Origin of the sequence: Vibrio hepatarius, assembly GCF_018860525.1 — a bacterium.
GTDB classification, from domain to species: domain Bacteria; phylum Pseudomonadota; class Gammaproteobacteria; order Enterobacterales; family Vibrionaceae; genus Vibrio; species Vibrio hepatarius_B.
Genome location: NZ_JAHKPM010000018.1, coordinates 76,803 through 97,361, shown reverse-complemented (window position 1 = coordinate 97,361; position 20,559 = coordinate 76,803). Strand labels below are relative to the sequence as shown.

General features: G+C 37.1%; 23 protein-coding genes. 8 read left to right on the top strand and 15 right to left on the bottom strand.

Features of this window, described 5'->3' with window-relative positions; all coding sequences use genetic code 11:
• Positions 1-28: 28 nt before the first annotated feature.
• The 8 genes from KO511_RS05765 to KO511_RS05730 form a co-directional block, all read right to left on the bottom strand.
• Positions 29-1,255, bottom strand: coding sequence for an AAA family ATPase (locus tag KO511_RS05765; RefSeq protein WP_215986523.1), 1,227 nt, complete (start codon positions 1,253-1,255; stop codon positions 29-31).
• Positions 1,255-1,782 (bottom strand): hypothetical protein, encoded by a 528-nt coding sequence (locus KO511_RS05760; RefSeq protein WP_215986522.1) that lies wholly within the window; start codon positions 1,780-1,782, stop codon positions 1,255-1,257. The genes KO511_RS05765 and KO511_RS05760 overlap by 1 nt, the downstream gene beginning before the upstream one ends.
• Entirely contained in the window at positions 1,779-3,149 is a 1,371-nt protein-coding gene (locus tag KO511_RS05755) for a type II and III secretion system protein family protein (protein WP_215986521.1), read from the bottom strand. The genes KO511_RS05760 and KO511_RS05755 overlap by 4 nt, the downstream gene beginning before the upstream one ends.
• A gap of 3 nt (positions 3,150-3,152) precedes the next feature.
• A complete protein-coding gene (locus KO511_RS05750; RefSeq protein WP_215986520.1) occupies positions 3,153-3,920 on the bottom strand; it encodes an RcpC/CpaB family pilus assembly protein in 768 nt (255 codons plus the stop codon).
• A 1-nt stretch (position 3,921) separates the two neighbouring features.
• Positions 3,922-4,335 carry a prepilin peptidase gene (locus KO511_RS05745; RefSeq protein WP_215986519.1) on the bottom strand — a complete coding sequence of 138 codons (414 nt, stop codon included), beginning with the start codon at positions 4,333-4,335 and terminating at the stop codon, positions 3,922-3,924.
• 63 nt (positions 4,336-4,398) lie between these two features.
• Positions 4,399-5,007: an OmpA family protein gene (locus KO511_RS22230; RefSeq protein ID WP_252724256.1), complete on the bottom strand. Its 609-nt coding sequence runs from the start codon at positions 5,005-5,007 to the stop codon at positions 4,399-4,401.
• Complete coding sequence (locus tag KO511_RS05735) at positions 4,997-5,398, bottom strand: hypothetical protein (RefSeq protein WP_215986518.1); 402 nt, start codon at positions 5,396-5,398, stop codon at positions 4,997-4,999. Before KO511_RS05735 ends, KO511_RS22230 begins: the two co-directional genes overlap by 11 nt.
• 79 nt (positions 5,399-5,477) lie before the next feature.
• On the bottom strand, positions 5,478-5,717 hold the full coding sequence (locus tag KO511_RS05730) for a Flp family type IVb pilin (RefSeq protein ID WP_436840208.1): 240 nt from the start codon (positions 5,715-5,717) through the stop codon (positions 5,478-5,480).
• Between the two features lie 693 nt (positions 5,718-6,410).
• Between KO511_RS05730 and KO511_RS05725 the strand changes: the two genes are divergently transcribed.
• Positions 6,411-7,199 carry a winged helix-turn-helix domain-containing protein gene (locus KO511_RS05725; protein ID WP_215986517.1) on the top strand — a complete coding sequence of 263 codons (789 nt, stop codon included), beginning with the start codon at positions 6,411-6,413 and terminating at the stop codon, positions 7,197-7,199.
• A complete protein-coding gene (locus tag KO511_RS05720; RefSeq protein ID WP_215986516.1) occupies positions 7,196-7,684 on the top strand; it encodes a hypothetical protein in 489 nt (162 codons plus the stop codon). The genes KO511_RS05725 and KO511_RS05720 overlap by 4 nt, the downstream gene beginning before the upstream one ends.
• Before the next feature lie 65 nt (positions 7,685-7,749).
• Here the strand turns inward: KO511_RS05720 and KO511_RS05715 are convergent, their stop codons facing one another.
• Entirely contained in the window at positions 7,750-8,340 is a 591-nt protein-coding gene (locus KO511_RS05715; protein WP_215986515.1) for a DUF1294 domain-containing protein, read from the bottom strand.
• Positions 8,341-8,686: 346 nt separating this feature from the next.
• Here KO511_RS05715 and KO511_RS05710 point away from each other — a divergent pair, with 346 nt between their 5' ends.
• The gene (locus KO511_RS05710) at positions 8,687-9,373 is read left to right on the top strand and encodes a helix-turn-helix transcriptional regulator (RefSeq protein ID WP_215986514.1); all 687 of its coding nucleotides are present in this window, start codon (positions 8,687-8,689) and stop codon (positions 9,371-9,373) included.
• Positions 9,374-9,667: 294 nt separating this feature from the next.
• On the opposite strand, the gene yjjG is transcribed toward KO511_RS05710, so the two are convergent.
• Entirely contained in the window at positions 9,668-10,342 is a 675-nt protein-coding gene (gene yjjG, locus KO511_RS05700) for a pyrimidine 5'-nucleotidase (RefSeq protein ID WP_215986513.1), read from the bottom strand.
• A 215-nt stretch (positions 10,343-10,557) separates the two neighbouring features.
• Here yjjG and elbB point away from each other — a divergent pair, with 215 nt between their 5' ends.
• A complete protein-coding gene (elbB, locus tag KO511_RS05695; protein WP_215986512.1) occupies positions 10,558-11,208 on the top strand; it encodes an isoprenoid biosynthesis glyoxalase ElbB in 651 nt (216 codons plus the stop codon).
• A gap of 91 nt (positions 11,209-11,299) precedes the next feature.
• Here the strand turns inward: elbB and KO511_RS05690 are convergent, their stop codons facing one another.
• Entirely contained in the window at positions 11,300-11,785 is a 486-nt protein-coding gene (locus KO511_RS05690) for a hypothetical protein (protein WP_215986511.1), read from the bottom strand.
• A gap of 364 nt (positions 11,786-12,149) precedes the next feature.
• Here KO511_RS05690 and KO511_RS05685 point away from each other — a divergent pair, with 364 nt between their 5' ends.
• Positions 12,150-12,875, top strand: coding sequence for a dienelactone hydrolase family protein (locus KO511_RS05685; RefSeq protein ID WP_436840211.1), 726 nt, complete (start codon positions 12,150-12,152; stop codon positions 12,873-12,875).
• Between the two features lie 46 nt (positions 12,876-12,921).
• Here KO511_RS05685 and secF read toward each other — a convergent pair whose 3' ends face one another.
• The 4 genes from secF to KO511_RS05665 form a co-directional block, all read right to left on the bottom strand.
• Entirely contained in the window at positions 12,922-13,824 is a 903-nt protein-coding gene (gene secF / locus KO511_RS05680; protein WP_215986509.1) for a protein translocase subunit SecF, read from the bottom strand.
• Positions 13,825-13,826: 2 nt separating this feature from the next.
• The gene (secD, locus tag KO511_RS05675; RefSeq protein WP_215986508.1) at positions 13,827-15,665 is read right to left on the bottom strand and encodes a protein translocase subunit SecD; all 1,839 of its coding nucleotides are present in this window, start codon (positions 15,663-15,665) and stop codon (positions 13,827-13,829) included.
• A 180-nt stretch (positions 15,666-15,845) separates the two neighbouring features.
• Complete coding sequence (locus KO511_RS05670; protein WP_215986507.1) at positions 15,846-16,313, bottom strand: hypothetical protein; 468 nt, start codon at positions 16,311-16,313, stop codon at positions 15,846-15,848.
• Between the two features lie 146 nt (positions 16,314-16,459).
• On the bottom strand, positions 16,460-17,128 hold the full coding sequence (locus KO511_RS05665) for a hypothetical protein (RefSeq protein ID WP_252724255.1): 669 nt from the start codon (positions 17,126-17,128) through the stop codon (positions 16,460-16,462).
• Positions 17,129-17,240: 112 nt separating this feature from the next.
• Here KO511_RS05665 and KO511_RS05660 point away from each other — a divergent pair, with 112 nt between their 5' ends.
• From KO511_RS05660 to KO511_RS05650, 3 genes are all read left to right on the top strand, one after another.
• Positions 17,241-17,747, top strand: a complete 507-nt coding sequence (locus tag KO511_RS05660; protein ID WP_215986506.1) for a hypothetical protein — start codon at positions 17,241-17,243, stop codon at positions 17,745-17,747.
• Between the two features lie 184 nt (positions 17,748-17,931).
• Positions 17,932-19,149, top strand: a complete 1,218-nt coding sequence (locus KO511_RS05655) for a molecular chaperone (protein ID WP_215986505.1) — start codon at positions 17,932-17,934, stop codon at positions 19,147-19,149.
• Positions 19,150-19,328: 179 nt separating this feature from the next.
• A complete protein-coding gene (locus KO511_RS05650) occupies positions 19,329-20,492 on the top strand; it encodes a hypothetical protein (protein ID WP_215986504.1) in 1,164 nt (387 codons plus the stop codon).
• The last annotated feature ends 67 nt before the right edge of the window (positions 20,493-20,559 follow it).

The window sequence follows — 20,559 nt, the reverse complement described above, 5'->3', positions numbered from 1 at the left end:
CCTACACGAATTAGCAAAGTTAACTTTGCTAAGTAATTTTTTCTGCTATTAAAGAGATAATACTTTTTTTAATATTAATATCTTCGCCAAAAATAATGTTGCTGATATTTGAAATAGATTCGCCTACTTTGTTTGAACCATAGAAAACATCCAACTTATCAACTAAATTGTCATCTAAGTTCTTATCAAAAGGCACAACGATGTCGACTTTGGAATCTATAAGCTTCTCAATCTCATTTTTTTGGTAAGCTATGTTAGCCTTAAACTTTTGAACAATTACTGTAATAATTCTTACGTTTTTATCACTACCTTTAATATCGACTAATGTTCGAGCCAGGTTACGCTGAGATAAAAAACTCGAATCTGCAACGATAATTAACACGTCTGAATCTTTCACTAATAGATCTGGAGTTACTACAAAGCTAGCAGAAGAAAAATCTCTTACAATAAAGTTGCAATGCTCAGATGTACTCGAGACAACTCTATCATTGATTCTCAGTACCTCTCTTCCCTCGTTACCCTCGATCGCTAAGTTGAACACCTTAAGACTATCATTGATCTTGTTGGCCAGAGAATCATAAAAACTGTAATCTACATCTATGCTACAAGCTTCCGCACTAATTTGACTAGGTTGAAAGGCTTTATCACCAAAGAATATATCGTAGCAGCCTTTACCATTGCCATAATTTACAAGAGCCGTGTCCTTTTTTCTTTGCTTTGAAAGCGATACCGAAAGCTTGGTCGCAATAAAAGAACAACCAACGCCACCCTTCACACCGAATACAGTAATATTTTTTGATTTTCTAGTGATCTTCCGCTCTGTTGTCGTTCCTTTAAAAGAGTCAACCAACTTACTATTATCTCCTGGATACAGGACATAATTCATGCCTAGCTCTTCTACTCTGATATTAAAAGATATCTTATCGACTTTTGATACTACGGTAATATTTGTAGATACCTCAGTTTTATCTTTGATAGGCTGTGATATTGTCTTAATATCATCGCCTTCGTCGACTTCAACAAAGACTTTCGTAATCCCTTCAGGAATATTTAAAGCACTTGAATCTCCATTTTTCATTTCCATAGATTGAGGCAATTCTATGCCTTCCGCTCGAAGAAATGAAAATATATCATCAAGTGTGGATTTATTTTGATATATAAACAGCGAAGATGATGTCTTTTTCTTAGGTATAACTCTCGATCTAGCCTCACTTTGAGAACTAAAACTGGTATTAATTAACTTAGAAATATCCATTACTCCCTACCTCCTTCTAGATTCAGCTTTTTATCTAAATTCTTAGAAGAGAGCGTATCAAGATATAATGAACTACAATATCGGTCATATTCGTTATTAGTTACATCCGTTTTATACCAATCATTATCAAAGTCCATTACGGATAACTTGCCACAGTTAGGTTTCATGACTTTATATTGAACTAACTTAAAGACCATATCATACTTAGACCCCAATTTTGAAGACATACTATTAGTTCTAATATAGTTATCACTTTTGCCTTTATTCAAAAGGTTTACTGTTATTTCTTTCGCAAATCTTTCACAGCGAGAACTGTAGCATTCGATGATAAACATATTTTCATCGATATATTTCTGGTTTTTTCCAACAAAATTTTCGACTTTATCTAATACATTCTCTAGGCTGTTGACATCAGTTCTTATATTCAGTTTATTTATATCTTCTCTTACGAAGAACTCACTTTCGGATGCATTAACTTGAACAGTTAAACCCAATAGCAGTGTAACCAAGGTAAACTTTCTAATCATCGCTCAAATCCTCCGTCAGAAAGCACTTTTTGCAACTGTTGTGATTCATTATTTTTCTGATCAAAATTAATTCCTAGCCAGCGAGAAAAATCTGATGTTCTCTGCATAGTTGGAAGTGTTATATTGCTTTGATCCACTTCCTTGACCAAGTTTACTGTCGCTATAACAACTAACTCTGTTTTGACACGCTCGGTAGAAGTATGTCTAAATAAGGCACCCAAAATGGGAACATCACCAATAAATGGTATCTTCTCCAAATTTTCTCTATCTTCTGAACTAATTAACCCACCTAAGATAAAGCTGCCGCCATCCGAGACTTGTAATGTTGAACGAGCGGAACGCTTTTTAAAGCCAGGATAATTTCCAGACGCAATCGATTCATCAATACCAGTCACACCCGTTAGAATTGAAATAACAATTTTATCTTCACTTTTTACCGTCGCTGCCAAATCAAGTTTTACACCAAACTCTTTATAATCAACTACATAAGTTTCATCTGTCTGGTAAACCATAGGGATTTCACCACCGACCAAAATATCAGCCGTTTCACCTGACATAACGGATATGTTAGGTTCAGCAAGAACGCTACCAACATTATTTGTGTTGAGTGCATCAACTAATGCGCTAATGTCTTTGTAACTAAAACCATGATTAACTACGAATTGACCTGACTGACCTCTTCGTCCCGTACTGAGCAAGCTAGACCACTTGACACCCAATTCATTAGCAATTGATGACGACACTTCAGCAATACGTACCTTTACATTGACTTGCTGAGGAAACTCAACTTCAATTCGGTTTATAATGCCTTCATATACATTAGTATCTAGTATCTTTGTACTTGCCTTCCCATCAACCCCAACTTTTATAGTGATCGTGTTATCAGATTCACTTTTATATTTTACTTTACTCACTTTTTTATTGAGTAAAGTACCAACTAAGTCGTAGATGTCTTGCTTCTCTTCTTCACTGGAGACTGTACCGTATAGAATGACTTGATCTCCCCGGTTAAGAATTCTGATATCTGAGAATGGGAACCTTTGCTTAAGTGCTTCCTTTACGTCATACAGCTCTCTGTCGACAATAATTGTGCGTGAATATATAGTTTTATCATCTTTGTTATTCACCGCAATCTTAGTGCGACCAGATTTTTTCGCGCTTATAGCAATCTGTCTTTCATTAAGTACTTTGTAATCTGCTATTTCTGGATTAGAAATAAAAACAGTTTTTATATCCTCATTGAATCTGATAATTTTAGTTTCATCATCAGATATTTTCAGACTTGCTGAAGAAGCGTTGAAGCTGATGACGGATACTATTGCCAAAATCAAGTATATACTACGTATTTTTAAAATAGAGATATTCAAAACTTATCCTCTCATCTCAATTACAACACTCTCTTTCGGAGCAACATCAAATAAATCAAAGCTCTTATTTTTTTCATCATTACCTAGACTTTGGTAAATTAATATTTGACCGACATTCTTTCCTACTACAAGCCGACTCAATTGATCTTTTGTTACAGCGATCTCAACCCCTATAATAATATTGCTGTTTTCTTTGTCATAATCAATTGATAATATCTTTCTATTGCTCAATATCTGATTGACCTTGTTATCGACGCCTGAAGGAAGCATTACTTGCTTCTCACTTTTTACCGAAGGAATTATTTTAGACAGATCTTTAATAACAGTATAAACGTCAACATTATCGCCAGGTGAGATCATAGACGCCGTTAGTTTTTGCTCGCTAGTATCGACATAAAAAACGACTTCTCCGGGTTTAAGCAAGTATTTTGAGTACCCGGGCATACCAAAACTGATTAGGTCATACTGTTTAATGATTTCTCCAGAGCTTAAGTCACGATTAACTCTTGTTTGAGGTATAATCTGTATCGTCTGACCTGAACTTACACCTAGTATGCTTGCTTCTTCAGGAGACATGTGATCAAATTCTATATCACTAGGAGTAATGAGTTCCCCTTCACTGATATCACGTGCTATCTTCGTAACAACAATAGCCTCGTTATTATCTACTTTCTTTTCTACAGGTTTTTCATCTGAAAAAACATCAGTAAGAAATAAGATAACTCCAAGAGTTATCACAAAGAATATTAATGTTAATCTATCACGGTTCAAGTTATACCCCCAATTTTTGTACAATAAGAAAACTTGTAATAATGGCAAAACTAAGTGGAATACCTTTATTATTTGTAGTCATATTATTCCTATTCAAAACCCATTCAGTTAGTCTAATCATCGGATAGAGTGCGACTCCTAGCACAGGTACCATTAAGATAAAAAACATCATATAGTCAGGGTTAATTGTAAGAGAAAAGCAAGAGATAAGCTTAATATCACCACCTCCGACAAATCTTAAGGCTGAGGGTAAGGTTCCTATAAAAATTATTATAACAAAGTAATAGAAGCCCATTTCTCCCGCCCAGTTTCCACCTGCTAATAGTGACAGCAGCAATACAAGAACCTGATGGTTATATATCTTCCTATATCTAAGATCTGAAAGTAGTATTATAAATAAAAATAGATATTCCATAATATACTACCATCTAGTAAGCTATTTCTTAGACTTAGACCTAATCAAGATAAAAAGTAATATTTATTTTGATATAACGCTTATTATCACTTTCCTTTCTTCTGGTCGCTCTCGTTCATTATCTTCCACAATATTTTTGGATTCTCCGAACCCTCTTGTCATAATAAGACGTTTGTCGACACCCAAAGACTCCAAATACCCTGCAACTCGATTAGCTCGTCTAATACTTAACTGCATATTGTATATCGGTGTACCAACTGAATCTGCATAACCATCAACTACTACACGCTTAACTGCTTTTCCTGCTATTTTTTTCCTGTACGTTGTTCTAATCTTGGGCTTCTGACTATCTTTTAAATAAAATTGGTCAAAATCAAAGAGCACATCGCCGATATTGTATTTATTAGCCATCGGAATACAGGACTCTAGCTCACTTGTTTTAACTTCGTCGTTTTCTGTATCTAAGATTGACCCTTTCTGATTCGCAGACTGTATGCCATTCTCATCATAGTTAACAACATAGTATCTAACAGATTTGGTGATTGAGCTCGAGTCAACAGATTGCGTAATGCAATTTTTTTCATAATTCACAGTTTCTCTAGCACCAACAGAATTGGTATATACGATGCCCAATAACGCGCCTGTTAATAATATTTTTTTACTACTCGTCATTATATTTTTCCAAAAGCAAATTGATATTTTCATCACTAAAGCTAGAACCCTGTAAGAACGTTAAGTCAGTTCTAGTTATGCTCCCGTTTGCTTCCACTACTAATAGTGAAGGTATAGAGTTAGGCTTTAAGCTAGCGACAATATCACCATCCCGATCATTGAAATATGTCACTTCTCCGACAAACCACTGCGGCTCTGGTGATATATCGACAACAGTTACTACCGCAGTCAAATTACCGTTTCCTCTATAGAAGGTATTTATATTTTCAAGTAGCTCAGACTGCTTAGCCTGACTTGTATCTAAAACATAGAATACTTGTCCAGCCTGTGTATCAATAGCCAAACCACTTAATGATATAAAAAATGTTATGGCGATATAACTTAAACGCAAGTTCCTAACTCCATCCAATCTAGAGAAATAATCTAGTAAAACTAGGTACACTTAACTGCCATGGTTGCTATTTTAGCTGTTATGAGCTTGAGCCTCTTCGGTCCATATCAACATCATCAATGTAGTCTGCAATAGTTTTGATTGCATTTTCAAGAGCGACCTCTAATGGACCTCCGTCACCAAACACATAAGCACAAATAGCCGCAATTGATACACCAACAATCGCATATTCTATTGCAGTAACACCCCTTTCATCCTTAGCTAACGCTCCAACTCTCAATTGGTAACCTGTATATGCTTTCATTAATAAGTTTTTCATTAATCTTACCTTTGTTTAAGTCTTATATTTTAAGACTAAATAACGAGACAAATAGACAACACTTAGATGTCTCGCATCAAAAAATATTTATTAAAATAGAAACCGAATCATACAAGAATCGGATTAGTTGCAAATTAAACCTTTTTGACTCTAGCTTGTCCATTTAATTACCCTTGTTTGTATGGAAAGCATCTTGAAAAATATAAATATTAATAAAATAATTAAATTCAGTGACTTAACCAAAATTTTGTTGCAACATTTCTATGAATTTACTCTTTCTTACAAAACATAAATCATGTAATAAAGGTCAAGTAAGCTGAGTAAGAAGTATTGCAATAATAATACAAGATATATTTCAAGAAAAATCACATTATATATTCAACATTAAACATATATATAAGTGTTAGAGGTTATTCATTCAGTGTCTGACACTTTACTTTTCATTCAAATATTGTGTAATTTTGAAAAAACACTTAGACACTAATAAATTATAGTAGTAACCTTTTAGCCAGAATTTTAACTTATTTAATATTGTTAAAATTTGCAATGCACTAGATGTTTTTGGTTTTGAGAAATAAATTACAACATGCCTTATAATCTAGATCATATAATTATTATATAAATCAATAATATTCTTTACTTTTTTGAACTATACTTTGTAAAGAGTGCGATAGGGGGATTAAAACATTTGCCATGTTGATATCAAATAATTCAGCTCTATATTGTGACGATGTCATCTTTGACACAAAAGAAATGGCAGTGACATGCCACGAGTCGACATTAAGATTAAATTACAATGAGTTCCTTATACTCATACATTTAGTAGAGAATGATAACTCCATCGTTTCTAAAGAAAGATTGATGTCTATAGGCTGGCCTGATTCTGTTGTAACAGAATCTTCATTACATAAAGCCATTTTTAATTTACGTTCAACTTTAAACCTCTCGGAGAGCGTTAAAATCAAAACAATTCCCGGCAAGGGTTACATTCTAATATGTAAAAATAGTGTTCGCCGTGATGAAGCCTTATCAGAGCAAAAAAACACTGAAATAGGCCATTCAGAAAACGGTCATACAACGTTCCCCAACATTCTAAGTCCCATTTCTAAAGCTACCTCAGCAGTGGCAGCTGGGCCTACAGGGATCTTCCGTCTAGCGATTGTTATAGCCTCTATCATGCTACTAGCTATATCTATTAATATTATCACGAATGTTTTTATCACCAATAAGGTTATCAGCGACCAAAAGATTGAGTTAGTCACGGTTAATAACATACAAATTTTGAAGTACAAGGACCAAAAGGTACCTGAAGATTTACTCCAAATTCTTAAAAATAAAAAAAATATATCGTTGTTTTACAACCACTATGACAGAACAAGTCATATTGTTATTTTCGACTCCGAAACTCTTAATGCAACAAACTACTATGTTAAAGACATTAATCTTGATTCTTTTATCGATAATTTGAGCTTTAAAAAATGATAAAATATTATGTACTCCTTGTCGTTTCTTTCGCTTCTTTCCTAACAGCTACAGTCATTGATAGTATCGCAACATCGAGTGAGCAAGCTTTTACGGCATCCATTATTGGAAACCCATATGAAGAAAGTCAGTGGCAAGAAAAACTTGATATCTTCAACCATGAATCAGGTAATTTTTACTCAACGGTTACTATCGAAGAACCATCAAGTAAGATTCATGTATTTACTATACGTGGTAAAATTGAACCACTTGGAGGCAACAAATTTGGCATTGTCTCAGAAGCAACCTTACAAACAAATGAGATACAAGAAGAGGTTTTATCGTCGTTACTATCTGAACCTTTTTCAAACCTTTACATGATTAAGGGCTATACTCTCGTGGGTTCTTTCAAAGTCATATATCGAGACGAAAATGTCAGTATTATTGAACGCCCTGGTCACCATTTAGAAACACTGGTATTATCGCGGCGTAGTATAGATAATTAGCCAATGTTACTCGCTTAAAACTAAGTTGAGCTGTAAATAAATGAAGTTTCTCCGCAGATTAAATTTTATAAATTTGCAGGAAACAGCGTCATGAGCTTCATCATTTCATTGGCACCCTCGTTTGTTAGAGTCCAACAAAAAGCACCAAAATTGGCCAATAACGTCGCCCAGAACATGCTGTTAAATATAAGACCTATATGACGATAGTTTAAAAGAGACTGTGCGAGTAATGCACCTGGCCACCCTCCAAACAAATTAAGAACAAACAAAAAAATTGACGGAATACGCCATGTCCCTGAACGTAATGCATGTTTATCAAGTGCATAGACTAGATACGCAATCGCACTAAGCGCAACGTAGGTAAAAAATAATAGCGGTGGATAGTTCAAAACAAACATACTGGCTATCAGCGTTGTAGAGAACCAAATAGCGATCGCTAACGTCAACTTAAATACCATTTGTTTTTCAATTTGTACTGCTTTGAGCCCATCCCGTGCATCTTCACTTAACTTAAATTGAACACGTTCACTTACTCGGGGAACTCTACCAAAAGTCTGTAAATCATTGAGATGAAACTTGACACGTGCCTGTTGATTTTCAACAGCAATATAACCGTACCCTTCATTGTCATGCCACTCACTAATCGTTCCACGCATCTTACTCATCACCCTGAGATTCATTCAAACCAAATTAATGACCATTCGCTAGTTCATATATTGTAAGTAAAACCTTCAATACTATTTTAGTTGCATATCTTTTCTATCACCTGACCTACCTCACATTTATAACCACAAATAGGCTTGTTAGATGATTTTTCCACTGAAACATTCTGACGCTATTTCGTGATAACATGGTAAGAAGCAGACTATTTGTCATTTTAATTTATGTTTAAGCCCAAGCATTTAAGATAAAATATCATGGTTAGCAAATGATCTTTCTTAATAATGTTGCCGACTTTTAGGCTCTATACCCTAAACAATAGCCGTCACTATGAGCGAACCAATGACTAAATCTGAGCGATTACTTGAATTACTGACGTTATTACGATCTAAACGATATGCTGTAACAGCAAGTGAATTGGCCAACACACTAAACGTCAGCGAACGTACTATATATCGTGATATCAAATCATTGATAAAAACTGGAGTACCCGTCTCAGGAGAGTCAGGGGTTGGCTATATGCTTCAATCAGGCTCTCATTTACCTCCATTGATGTTCACTAAAGATGAAATGATGGCACTGGAACTTGGAATACGAATGGTTCGAAGTTTGTCCGACAGTGAACTCGCTAAATCCGCCCTAACCGCTTCGTCTAAGATTCAATCTGTCTTATCTGATAAGCTAAAGCAACAAGTTGAAAATTTTCCGATTTGTGTACCCAATGTACATACTACTAGGCTCTCATCTAATTTCGGAAAGATTCTACGACATTCTATTGATGATAGACTCAAAATAAAGTTGCACTATATCGATAAAAATTTAAATAAGTCCGAACGCACAGTACAACCTCTAGGGCTAGTATTCTGGTGCCATTCATGGACACTAGTTAGTTGGTGTGATTTGCGTGAGGAATATCGCCAATTTAGGCTGGATAGAATTGAAAATTGTGTTGTTTTGGACGATAAGTATGAAACAGCAGAGAATAGAAGCTTGGAGCACTACATCAGGCTTTGTGCTCCTAGTCTTTAGTCTTTAGTCTTTAAAATTAATCATTATTGGACTGATATTCATGGCCATTTTGCATCCACTCAGGTCACGAAGAACGTCAAATTCAACATGTTCTGATACATAAGGTGGTCCTTCTTCAGTACTCATATCCCTCACATGAAAGAAGACCTTTTGGACCGGCAAATTTTTCGTAGATATCAAACCGTATCCATGTTTTGCATCCCACTTTACTATTATGCCTACCACAGTGCTACATCCTAGAAAATTAATTCAAACACTTATACTTAAAATTATAGACTGAAGATCAAAAATACGTTATCGCATTAATATATTTTTAATCTCTGGTAAAGAAGTCACTGTATAGGTCGGCTCGATCCCATCTTGTATTACAGCATTATACCGATTCAACCAGCATGTATCGATACCAAAATTGATGCCACCCAGTATGTCTGAATGAAGTGTATCTCCAACCATTAATATTTTATTTTTGATTGGGTAATTCATTTTTTTCAGTGCATAGTTAAAGATTTTCTTATCCGGTTTAGCAGCTCCAACCTGCTCAGATATGATAATTTGCTCAAAAAATCCACTCATCCCTGTTCGCTCTAAGCGTATAGACTGCAATTCTGTGAAACCATTAGTGATAATTCCAAGCTTTGCCTTCTCAGCTAATGTACTTACAAGCTCCTTTGCTCCTGGTAGTAATGTACAAATGTCGCCCATAGCGGCTAAGAAAGCACTATTAAGTTCAGTAGTGGTTGTACCCAACTTTTCAGCCCAATGGTAAAATCGAATATGTTTTAGTTCATGTGCGTCTATAGCACCATTTTGATACGAAACCCAAAGTGGCTTGTTTTTCTCTTGATACTGATTGTAATCTTCTTGCGTAAATTCTACACCTTTACGCAAGAACATCAGTTGCATTCCTTTAAAAGCATCAAAATGAAACAAAGTTTCATCAGCATCAAATAAGACCCAGTCGTACTTCATTTTACTCTCCTTAAATTAATGCCTCATTTTAGATTGTTTTCATATAGATGTGAATATAGGTAATATAAAACACATTATCTATAGTCACACATACAGTCATATACCTCTAAATTAATTAAAAATTTGACAAAAACTTATTCCCAGGTAATTCCTATTTCACTTAAATGATGTAATCTAGTTTTAATTTATACTCAAGGAAAATACAGGAGATGATAATGAAAAAAGTTGCGGTAATTCTTAGTGGCTCTGGTGTTTATGATGGTGCAGAGATCCATGAATCAGTCTTAGCTTTACATGCACTAGAAAAACAGGGAGCCAGTTGGCACTGTTTTGCCCCAAACATCGAACAATTGCACGTGATAAATCATATTACTGGAAAAGAGATGTCAGAAACACGTAACGTTCTGACTGAGGCTGCTCGAATTGCACGAGGAAATATCGGAGACGTCGCTGACTTGAAAGCTGAAGATTTTGACGCACTACTTGTTCCTGGCGGTTTTGGTGCAGTAAAAAACCTGACTGACTTTGCAGTCAATGGCGCTGAATGCAGTATTCACGCTCATGTTAAATCTGCATGCCGTGACTTCGCCCAAGCAAGAAAGCCTGCAGGATATTTATGTATTGCCCCTACCATCATTCCTATGATCTATACAAAGGGTGTCAAGGCAACAATAGGAAATGATGAAGGGGTAGCAGCTGGTTTTAATGCTATGGGTGGTGAACATATAGACTGCCCTGTCGATGATATTGTTTACGACGAGAACCATAACGTTCTATCTACGCCAGCCTATATGCTGGCCTCCAACATATCACAAGCAGCAACTGGTATAGATATACTGGTCGAAAAATTAGTTAAGTTAGCATAAATCAAAACCCTGTCGACGAATAATGCTACTCATAACCGATCTAACTATTTGGTCCGTCAATCCTTAAACGAGAATTTGACGGACCAATACTTTAATATGAACGAGTCATTAGCCCCAAGATGGATTCGTTCGTTTTACCGAAATAAAGAGTGACTGATTTGGTCTCGTCTTGTGCAAATCTGCCATCTTGGTCGATACGTGTAGGAGATATATATTTATCATTACCAAAAAATGCTTTTATCTGACTTGGCTTTAGGATAACACCGCCACCAGAATGATTTGTGACGGTTGCTTGCACCATACGCTTACCGCTTTGACTGCTATATATTTCGTAAGATTCAAGAATAAAATAACTGTAAGCAGGGTTATCTCTGCTGCTCTTAGGCTCTGGAACATATTGTGAACCATCCATAGACCGCACATAATGCATGCTATCTTGGGATTGTTGCTGTGACTCTTGAAGATCTTGAAGACTCTTTTCGATATTACTTAGATCTACCTTATCATCATTTCGGATCGCAAAACTTGAAAAAGAACTGAACAATAAAACTAATATGCATAAATTACGCAACAACATTATCACTCCATGAATTGTGGTTTAGATGGGAGTTAAGGCTATCATCCGTATTAACCATGTCAATGACAATTAAGTTAATATAAGGTTAATTTAAAAGGCTACTTCACCGAAAGATATAACTGAAAATTAATTTCACGAGTCAAAAAATAACTATATTAATAGTCTCTATCACTCTCATGTTTAACTAAGAAAATATAATCTGCTAGCGTTACTCTCTTTATCTATAGTATGTAATGACATGATAATGATTGATATAAATGTTACTTTGCACCTATTACATTGTATGCGGTATGGTGAATATTTCCTCATTGTACCTTTACAGCTACACTTCATTAACTAAATGGAGATAGTTATGAAAAAACGTCTGTCAGTATTAGCAACTCTCTTCTTCGCTACCAGCCTTTCTACAGCTGGTGAAAATAAAATTTACAATGTAAATGGTAGCGATTACGAAGGATATTGGTCAAAAACAAATGATGAAGCACCTTTAATTCTACTCATTCATGATTGGGATGGCCTAACTGATTATGAAATAAAACGGGCAAAAATGCTCAACAAGTTGGGCTATAACGTTTTTGCTGCTGACTTGTTTGGTAAAGGCGTTCGACCAACAGAAGTAAAAGATAAAAAACAGCATACGGGAGAACTGTATAAAGATAGAGAAAAACTTAGAGCATTGATACAAGGGAGCTTAAATTATGCCGTATCTCTTGGTCCTAAAACAAATAATATAGTAGTTATGGGATATTGTTTTGGGGGGGCCGCAACTTTAGAAGCGGCGCGTTCAGGAATGAATGCGAAAGGTTTTGTCACTTTTCATGGTGGTTTAAAAACACCAGAAGGACAGTCATATAAAAAGACTTCTGCTCCAATATTAGTTTTACATGGTACCGCTGACAGTGCAATTACCATGGATCAATTTGCAACATTAGCAAATGAACTTGAAAACCAAAAAGTTGACCATGAAATGATCACATACAGTGGTGCACCACATGCTTTTACTGTGTTTGGTAGTAAGCGATATAGAGAAGAAGCCGACACAAAATCATGGCAACGTTTTACAGAATTCCTCACATCGACTACACAGTGAAGGCAAACATGCCCCGGGAACTTTTCCATGGGGCATTAATTCGTAATTAAGGAGCAGAGTCGACTTCTACCGGAAGATAATGTTTTGACTCAAGTTTTAGCCATTCTGGCAGAACAGTACCGATGGAAATTGAAGACCAAGTTCCGGAAAGAATACCGATAAACATAGCTATAGCGAAACCTTCAAGTGCATTTCCTCCCATTATCCACAAGGCTGTGACTGTAAGTAGAGTGGTTCCAGATGTCACCATAGTACGAGAGAACGTTGCTATCACAGCCTGATCATTTATCTCATCAATTGGTGTAGACTGCTTTGCTACCAATAGCTCACGAATGCGATCAGCAATAATTATCGAATCGTTAAGTGAGTATCCTAGTATTGCCAAGATAGCCGCAAAAACGGTTAAGTTAAATTCCATCTGAGTTAAAGCAAAAAATCCAAGAACTAATACCACATCATGAATAAGTGCCAATAAGGATCCACTTGCTAATCTCCATTCAAAACGAAAACACAAATAACCCAAAATACACATCATCGAAATCAGTAGAGCCAGCCCCCCTTGATCAACTAGGTCTTGACCAACTTGTGATCCTACCATGCTGTTACTAATTACATCGACTTTGTCTGATACACTCGCTAGTATGGAAGTAACATTTGATACATTACTACTCTCTTCTGGAACTGGGTATCGAATAATCCAACGACCTTCCTGATCAGAATGGGTAACTGCTGTAAATTCTCCCAAGCTCGGTTTCAAAGCTTCAAGCAACTCATTATTAGTTAGGCTTTTGTCAACTTGTACTTCTGTTACCATACCGCCAGTAAAGTCTAAACCCATGTTAAGACCTTTAGTAGCAAATGCTGCAAGCGAGAGCACCATTAGAGCAATTGATACAAAGCCCGTGATATAACGAATCCGACGAATATTGTTTGTTAGATATTGAACCATAATTACACCCTTACATCCCGGCGGCCGTCACGACCCCAAACCAAATTAATGATCGCGCGTGAAGCGAAAATACCACTGAACATACTAGTTAGAAGTCCTAAACCCAACGTCAAAGCAAAGCCCTGAATAGGCCCATTGCCGATTGAGTACAGAATTACAGCGGTAATCATAGTGGTAATATTGGCATCAAGAATTGTGCTTAGCGCACTACCAAAGCCTTGGTCAATTGACTGAGAAAACGTCCTACCTTCTGCCAGCTTGTCTTTTATTCGTTCGAATATTAGTACGTTAGTATCAACTGCCATTCCCACGGTCAAAACAAGTCCTGCAATACCGGGTAAGGTGAGGACAGCTCCTGGAAGTAACGCAATAAGACCAAGTAAACTTACCATATTAATCACCAGCGCAACATTAGCCACCCAACCAAGGCGGCGGTACCATAAAGCCATGAAAGTTAATGTCATCGCCATACCTAACGCCAGAGCTGCAAAACCATTCTCAATATTTTCTGCACCTAGTGAAGCACCTATCGTACGTTCTTCAACTATGGTGACAGGTGCCGTTAATGATCCAGCTCGCAGCAGCAAAGCCAAGTTTTGTGCTTCATCTAATGAACCTGCACCCGTAATCCTAAACTGACTTCCTAGCTGAGACTGAATAGTGGCGACACTAATCACTTTTTCACTACGTTCTGTCTCTCCACTAGCATTAGTAGTATATTCACGATAAACGGTTGCCATGGACTTACCTATGTGTTTCCCAGAAAAGTCACTCATGATCTTGCCGCCAGAATGATCAAGCGAAATATTAACTTCGGAAAAACCCATTTTATCCATGCCCGCTCGAGCATTAACAATATGTTCTCCAGTAAGAACTGGACGTTTTGACAATAGAACGTCACGTCCATTATTATCTTTCAAAACAACACTGTCGTAAGAAGCTGCTTCAGAGGGCGATTTTGCCTCATGGAATGCTAATGATGCCGTCGCACCAATCACATTCTTAGCCTGAGAGGGATCCTGCACACCTGGTAACTCAATTCGAATGCTATGCTCACCTTGCCTCTGTACTAGAGCCTCTGTAATACCAAGTTCTTCAATGCGATCACGCATAATTTTTAAGTTTTGTTTTATAGTTACTGTTTGAAACTCAGACTTATTCTGCGCAGTTGGTTTCACGGATAAATAACCCGAATGGCGTTTAATTTCCCAACCTGGGTAATTCTGACGGATGTAGTTGCCAGATTTGGTCAACACTTCACTAGAATTGCTTTTAAGGTCAAACCCATCCACCCCCACTTGAGCCAATTTAACTCCACGAAGGTGCTCTTGGCGTAACATATCTCGAATTTCATCAACGATAGTATTGCGCTGTTCTTCAAATGCTTTATCAACATCTACATTGAGCAAGAATTGAACACCACCACGTAAATCAAGACCAAGTTTTATAGGGTTGAATCCCATATCACTTAACCATTTAGGCGCAACAGATACATATGAGAAGCTAATAGAGTCTTGCTTATCCAATAGAGTGTTTAGAAGTTCTCTTGCATGTGTTTGGTCTGTTTCACTGTCGAATACTACCGTAGTTGAACCCTGTTCCTGACGAACCTCTATAGCATGTATATCGTTCTGCTCAAGAAGTCGATTCAGCTCAATGGGATTGTCAATAAGGTCGTGGGCATGTGATGTTGTCACATTGATTGATGGTTGTTCACCATACCAAGTTGGTATCGCACTCAAGGTAAGTATGATAACCGTTACAATCAGTACAGCATATTTCCATCCTGCGTATCGATTTATCACTCTAGCTTGTTTTTTTTTCGGCTGATTTTTTTTCATATTGATATCTTAAATAGCTTTACCTAGCCAATAGCAAGCTCCAGCTAGATTAAATTGTAAATCTGTATGAATAACGCGCAATGCATAATGATTTATATCACTAGATGGCAATATCATAGACTTGACATCCATTATGACACACTTAACGCGAGAACCTATTTGCGGAAATAAATGAAATGATTAAGAAAATTGGCTGTTGAGTGCCACATATAATGCGTTTGACTCTTTCCAACCAGAGATACGGTATTGAGAATTGAATTCTGCACAAAGCCAAGCATTGTCTATTTTTTCAGAATGAATACTGTTAGCAGTGAAGGTCTTTATTTTGTCAGTCGTGTAATCTTCAAAAGGTACTGCACCTTCGGCATAATCACGAGTAACCGAACTCAAACGGTTATTCTGAATAATAGCTAGCGTTTCAGAGTCAACATTTGACTTCGACACTGGACGGTGAGATATCGCTACTTTTGTCGACTTTTCAAATAAGCCCTGGGCCAAAGACTGAGAATTAAAATTGGAGAAATCATTGCGTATTAGGCGTGAAATCGCATCATTAGAATCTTTTGTCAGATAAGACAAAGCCTGCGATGGTAGTGCCAATGCAACCAATATTATCCAACAAAACGATGTGATAAAACGCTGAATCATTCACGGCACCAATAAAATAAGCTCTAAGATGATACTACCTAGTGACATTATTAACAAATAAAATTTCAAAAAGCCTATACTTTGAATTTTAACAAGCACCATTCGACCATTTATCGACAAACAAAACAATCCGTAAAACACCTGAGTTATCGGTAAAATATTTCTCCTGTGCGGACATCTAGATAGATCTTATTTGCCTGTTTGATACCACCACAATAGATAAAATACACATCACGATATTTAAAGGTCAATGAACGTATCCATCCATGCGTTTCCTCAAAGTCATCTGGTGTACAAGTCTTTTCCTTAAGTAATTGGTCGGTAACCTTTACAAACATTTCAAAATGCTGTTTAAAATCATCCGATTTTTCAACGTAGCTGCTAACCGTTTCAACTCTCTCTTCTTTAGTAATAGTTGGCGAAATTTCCAACAATGCCTCCATAGGAACCCATTCTGCAATTTCTTCTCCACCCTCTTCATAAACGTAATAGCGGGAAATCCGACCCCACCCATTTTTTTTCTCAAGGATGTGTAGCTTTTCGCCTCGATAAACCTCACTTTCAACAAAAGCGTCATATCTTGGCGCTTGTCTAACACCCAACTTGGGTGGGCTGACGTAAAAATCTGTCACTTCTGGTTTGGGGTGCCGATGCTCTTTCTGCTTTCCCATCAAAGGATCGGGAGGCTTTTTATTTCTCTCCCTTTCAGCAGCCTCTTCAGCTTCTTGTTGTGGTTTGAAGTAGAAAATGTAATACCCGCCTCCCGCACAAGCTAGGCCAAGCAGAAGCATTACAAACATTAGTATCTTTTTCATATTAGGTCAGCGTCTTTCTATACTTAAATCATATATCACCAATACTATAGCTAATATGACATTTTACAGGCTATACCTAATTATAGCGGCATCATTAGCGTTAACTTTACCAATGAAGAGTTTCGCAGGGCATTGTCGTGAGGAAACATGGAACAAAGCGCTCAGTTTTCAGCAAGAGATTGAATCTTGGTACAATAAAAAAGCAATTAGCTTCAATAGCTTCTTAAATTCATATCAACAAAAAACATTTCTGCATAAACAATTCACTAAAGATGAACTCAACGCTTTATTATCAAGTGACTCCTCTTACCAACAAAGGTTTAAGCAACAAATTAAAGTATCAAGAAACTCTATCTCCGAGATTAATAATGAAACAAAACATATTAACGATCAGTCCGACCTGGTAAAAATAGCTTATGCCAATTGGGCCAGCATACATGATCACTGTAATCAATCCGGTCTAGTAATCAATAGCACCTCAAGTCAACGATATATGCAGCTTAATCAAAACATACTTAGAGATACTAAAAATTTGCTTAATAAATATAAATTGCTAATAAGCATTTATGAAAAAGAAGTCGAGACTCTTGGCAACGTGCATTATCGTAAAATAAAGTAATTTAATATATATCAATGATTTATTAAATTATCTGTGTAAAGAAAAATACTGAGCAAATCCTCTTTTCTAAGCGTTTTTGTGAAATCACAACAACTCAGGTTTAATCCGATTTAGAATTAGTATGCACACTTTATAATCGCTCAAATTATCCTCAGAATATTTTTTAAAACTTGGAATTTTTGGAATGATAACGAACACTATCACAAATACGCTTCTGAGTGGCATTGAGCAAAAAACGCCACAAATTGACCCTAAGAGCCTTGATGCTTATCTTGCAACGATTGGAAAAGCGGAAAAAGACCTTGAAAAAATAGAGCCAGCGATAACTCTAATCGATAAGCAACAGGCAGACTCTGAAGTCCTTGCTATGGTAGCCGCTCATCAAAAACAAGTAGTTCAGTCTATGGTGAGCAGTAATCCTGAGGATGCCATTGCATTGGCTCTAGCTGCTGGAATAGAGGTATACTCAAAACAATTAGAGGACATTCAAGCATGGACAGAAGGTGGCAGCGCAGTACTAGAGCCAATGTTGGATATGATATATGAATCAATTCTTGCTGGAGGCGTCGATGGCACTGAATATGAAGATCTTATGCAGCTGCTTGTTATTGATTTACTAATGCATGCAGATGAATGGGGATTAAACCTTCCAGCATTACTAGGTAACGATTATGAAGTCTACCTAGCACAAATTACTGAACACTTTGGTAGCGGCTTACATGCACCCTACGGACAATATGATAACCATCCTCCGAAAGAAATTATTAACTGGTTTTTAGATACACTGGTTGATTCTTTAACACCATTAATTGGTAGCCAAATTCCCGCAGACTCGTTAACAGGTAAAATTCTTACTTTTTATAATGAACCTTCCAATAGGACTAGCTTAAACACATGTGCTGACAATTACTGGATAGATCCCAACGGATTTATTAATGGTTCTGATGACTTGTCAGCAGAAGATTGCGAACGTCTAAGCCCGACATTAAAAATATTCATTCTCGCCGATGCTGCAGAAAAAGGAATAATTACAGCTGAGCAATGGGACCAACTTATTATGGGTGATGTTCATGATTTCGAGGAACTATTGGGACTTAATGACGGAGAATTAGGTCAATACTTAATGGATATTGACGGTTGGGCTCCAAGCCCTGGAGCTTCTGGCAATGGTGCTGGAGATCATGTTGAAACAGACCGCTATCCTGATTTTTCCGGAAGTGCTGGCATTTATCCCGACGATCTCATTGAAACTTTGGAACACTTTCCGGGAAGAGAATTGACTGACGAAGAATTAGAAGAAGTAAACCGCATCGGCGATCAAGTGAAAATGCTTCAGCAAACTCTCAAATACTGGCTACAGATTTGTCGTGATGAGCAAATGGCCATTGCTCGTAATATCTAATCTTTACCACCATTTAATAGAACGTCTGAATTCAGTATTTCAGGCGTTCTTATCTGTTATACCTGAAAGCGCAAATTCATAAAAACTCAGGTTAAATCCGCACCGATAGGCTAAATGCTTCTTAATAATCATTTACTATGGCTTCTCCTACTCTATTCTACTACATCAGGAACCTTGGAATGATCACCAACAATATCACTAATACGCTTCTGAGTGGCATTGAGCAAAAGACCCCACAGGTTGATTCTCAAAACCTTGAAGCTTATCTTGCATCGATTGGAAAAGCTGAAAAAGACCTTAAGAAAATCGACCCTGCTATTGCACTAATCGACAAGCAACCCGCAGACTCAGAAATACTTGCTATGGTGGCTAACCATCAAAAGCAAGTTGTACAGTCCATGGTCAGTGGTAATCCAGAAGATGCTATTGCGTTGGCGCTTGCAGCGAGTATTGAGGTTTATAGTGCTCAACTTGAGGCAATAGAGCAACAAACCAAAGGTTTGGGAGCTTTTGAAGATGCAATGGAAGTAATGTGGGAAGATATATCCAAAACATCTCCATTGACAGGCTATACGTTAGAAGATGCCTTTCAACTTGTACTCATGGATGTACTAATTCATGCAGATGACTATAACTTATCAGACAAGGACATGAATACACTACAACGTTTTATGGAATGTGGTGGTTCAGGTATGCATGGTTCTCACGAACACTATAACGGTGATGATTTTGCCAACGATGTTGCAAGCCTGTTTAACAGTATTTACAACCAAGCACCACCTGATAGCCTAGCGTATACAATTACTCGCTCTATGCAAAGTGAGTCCAATTGCCCTGATGCTTTAGTACAGCAATTCCAAACTGGCTGGGGTGATTTGGACCAATGGAATGATGACTGGAATAATGGTGTTGGTGATGTTGCTCCACTAATGCGCATGGCATTACTCTCTAGTGTACTAGCTGATGACTCTATAGAGCTCACCACCGAAGAATATAATATGTTTCTTACGGGGAGCTTGTCTGATATTGATGCCTTTATGACAGAGAAATACGGCAAAAACACAATCACTTACATCAATAGCGACCTTGATGGCTGGAATTATCACTATGATACTAACCCAGACGAAAACGAAGGGTACGGAATGAATTTCTGGTCTTCGGAAGGCGTGACGGTAGATTATTTCACCGAGTTATCTGAGAACCTACCTGCTCGTCCCCTAACTGACGAAGAACTTAAAGAAATCAACCGAATTGGCGACCAAGTGAAAATGCTTCAGCAAACACTCAAGTACTGGCTACAGATTTGTCGTGATGAGCAAATGGCCATTGCGCGAAACATATAAGTGCAGCGGTGCTATGTAGCATCTTTAGAAGGTTTATCGACGTAAAAAAGGCCTGAAACGCAGGGGG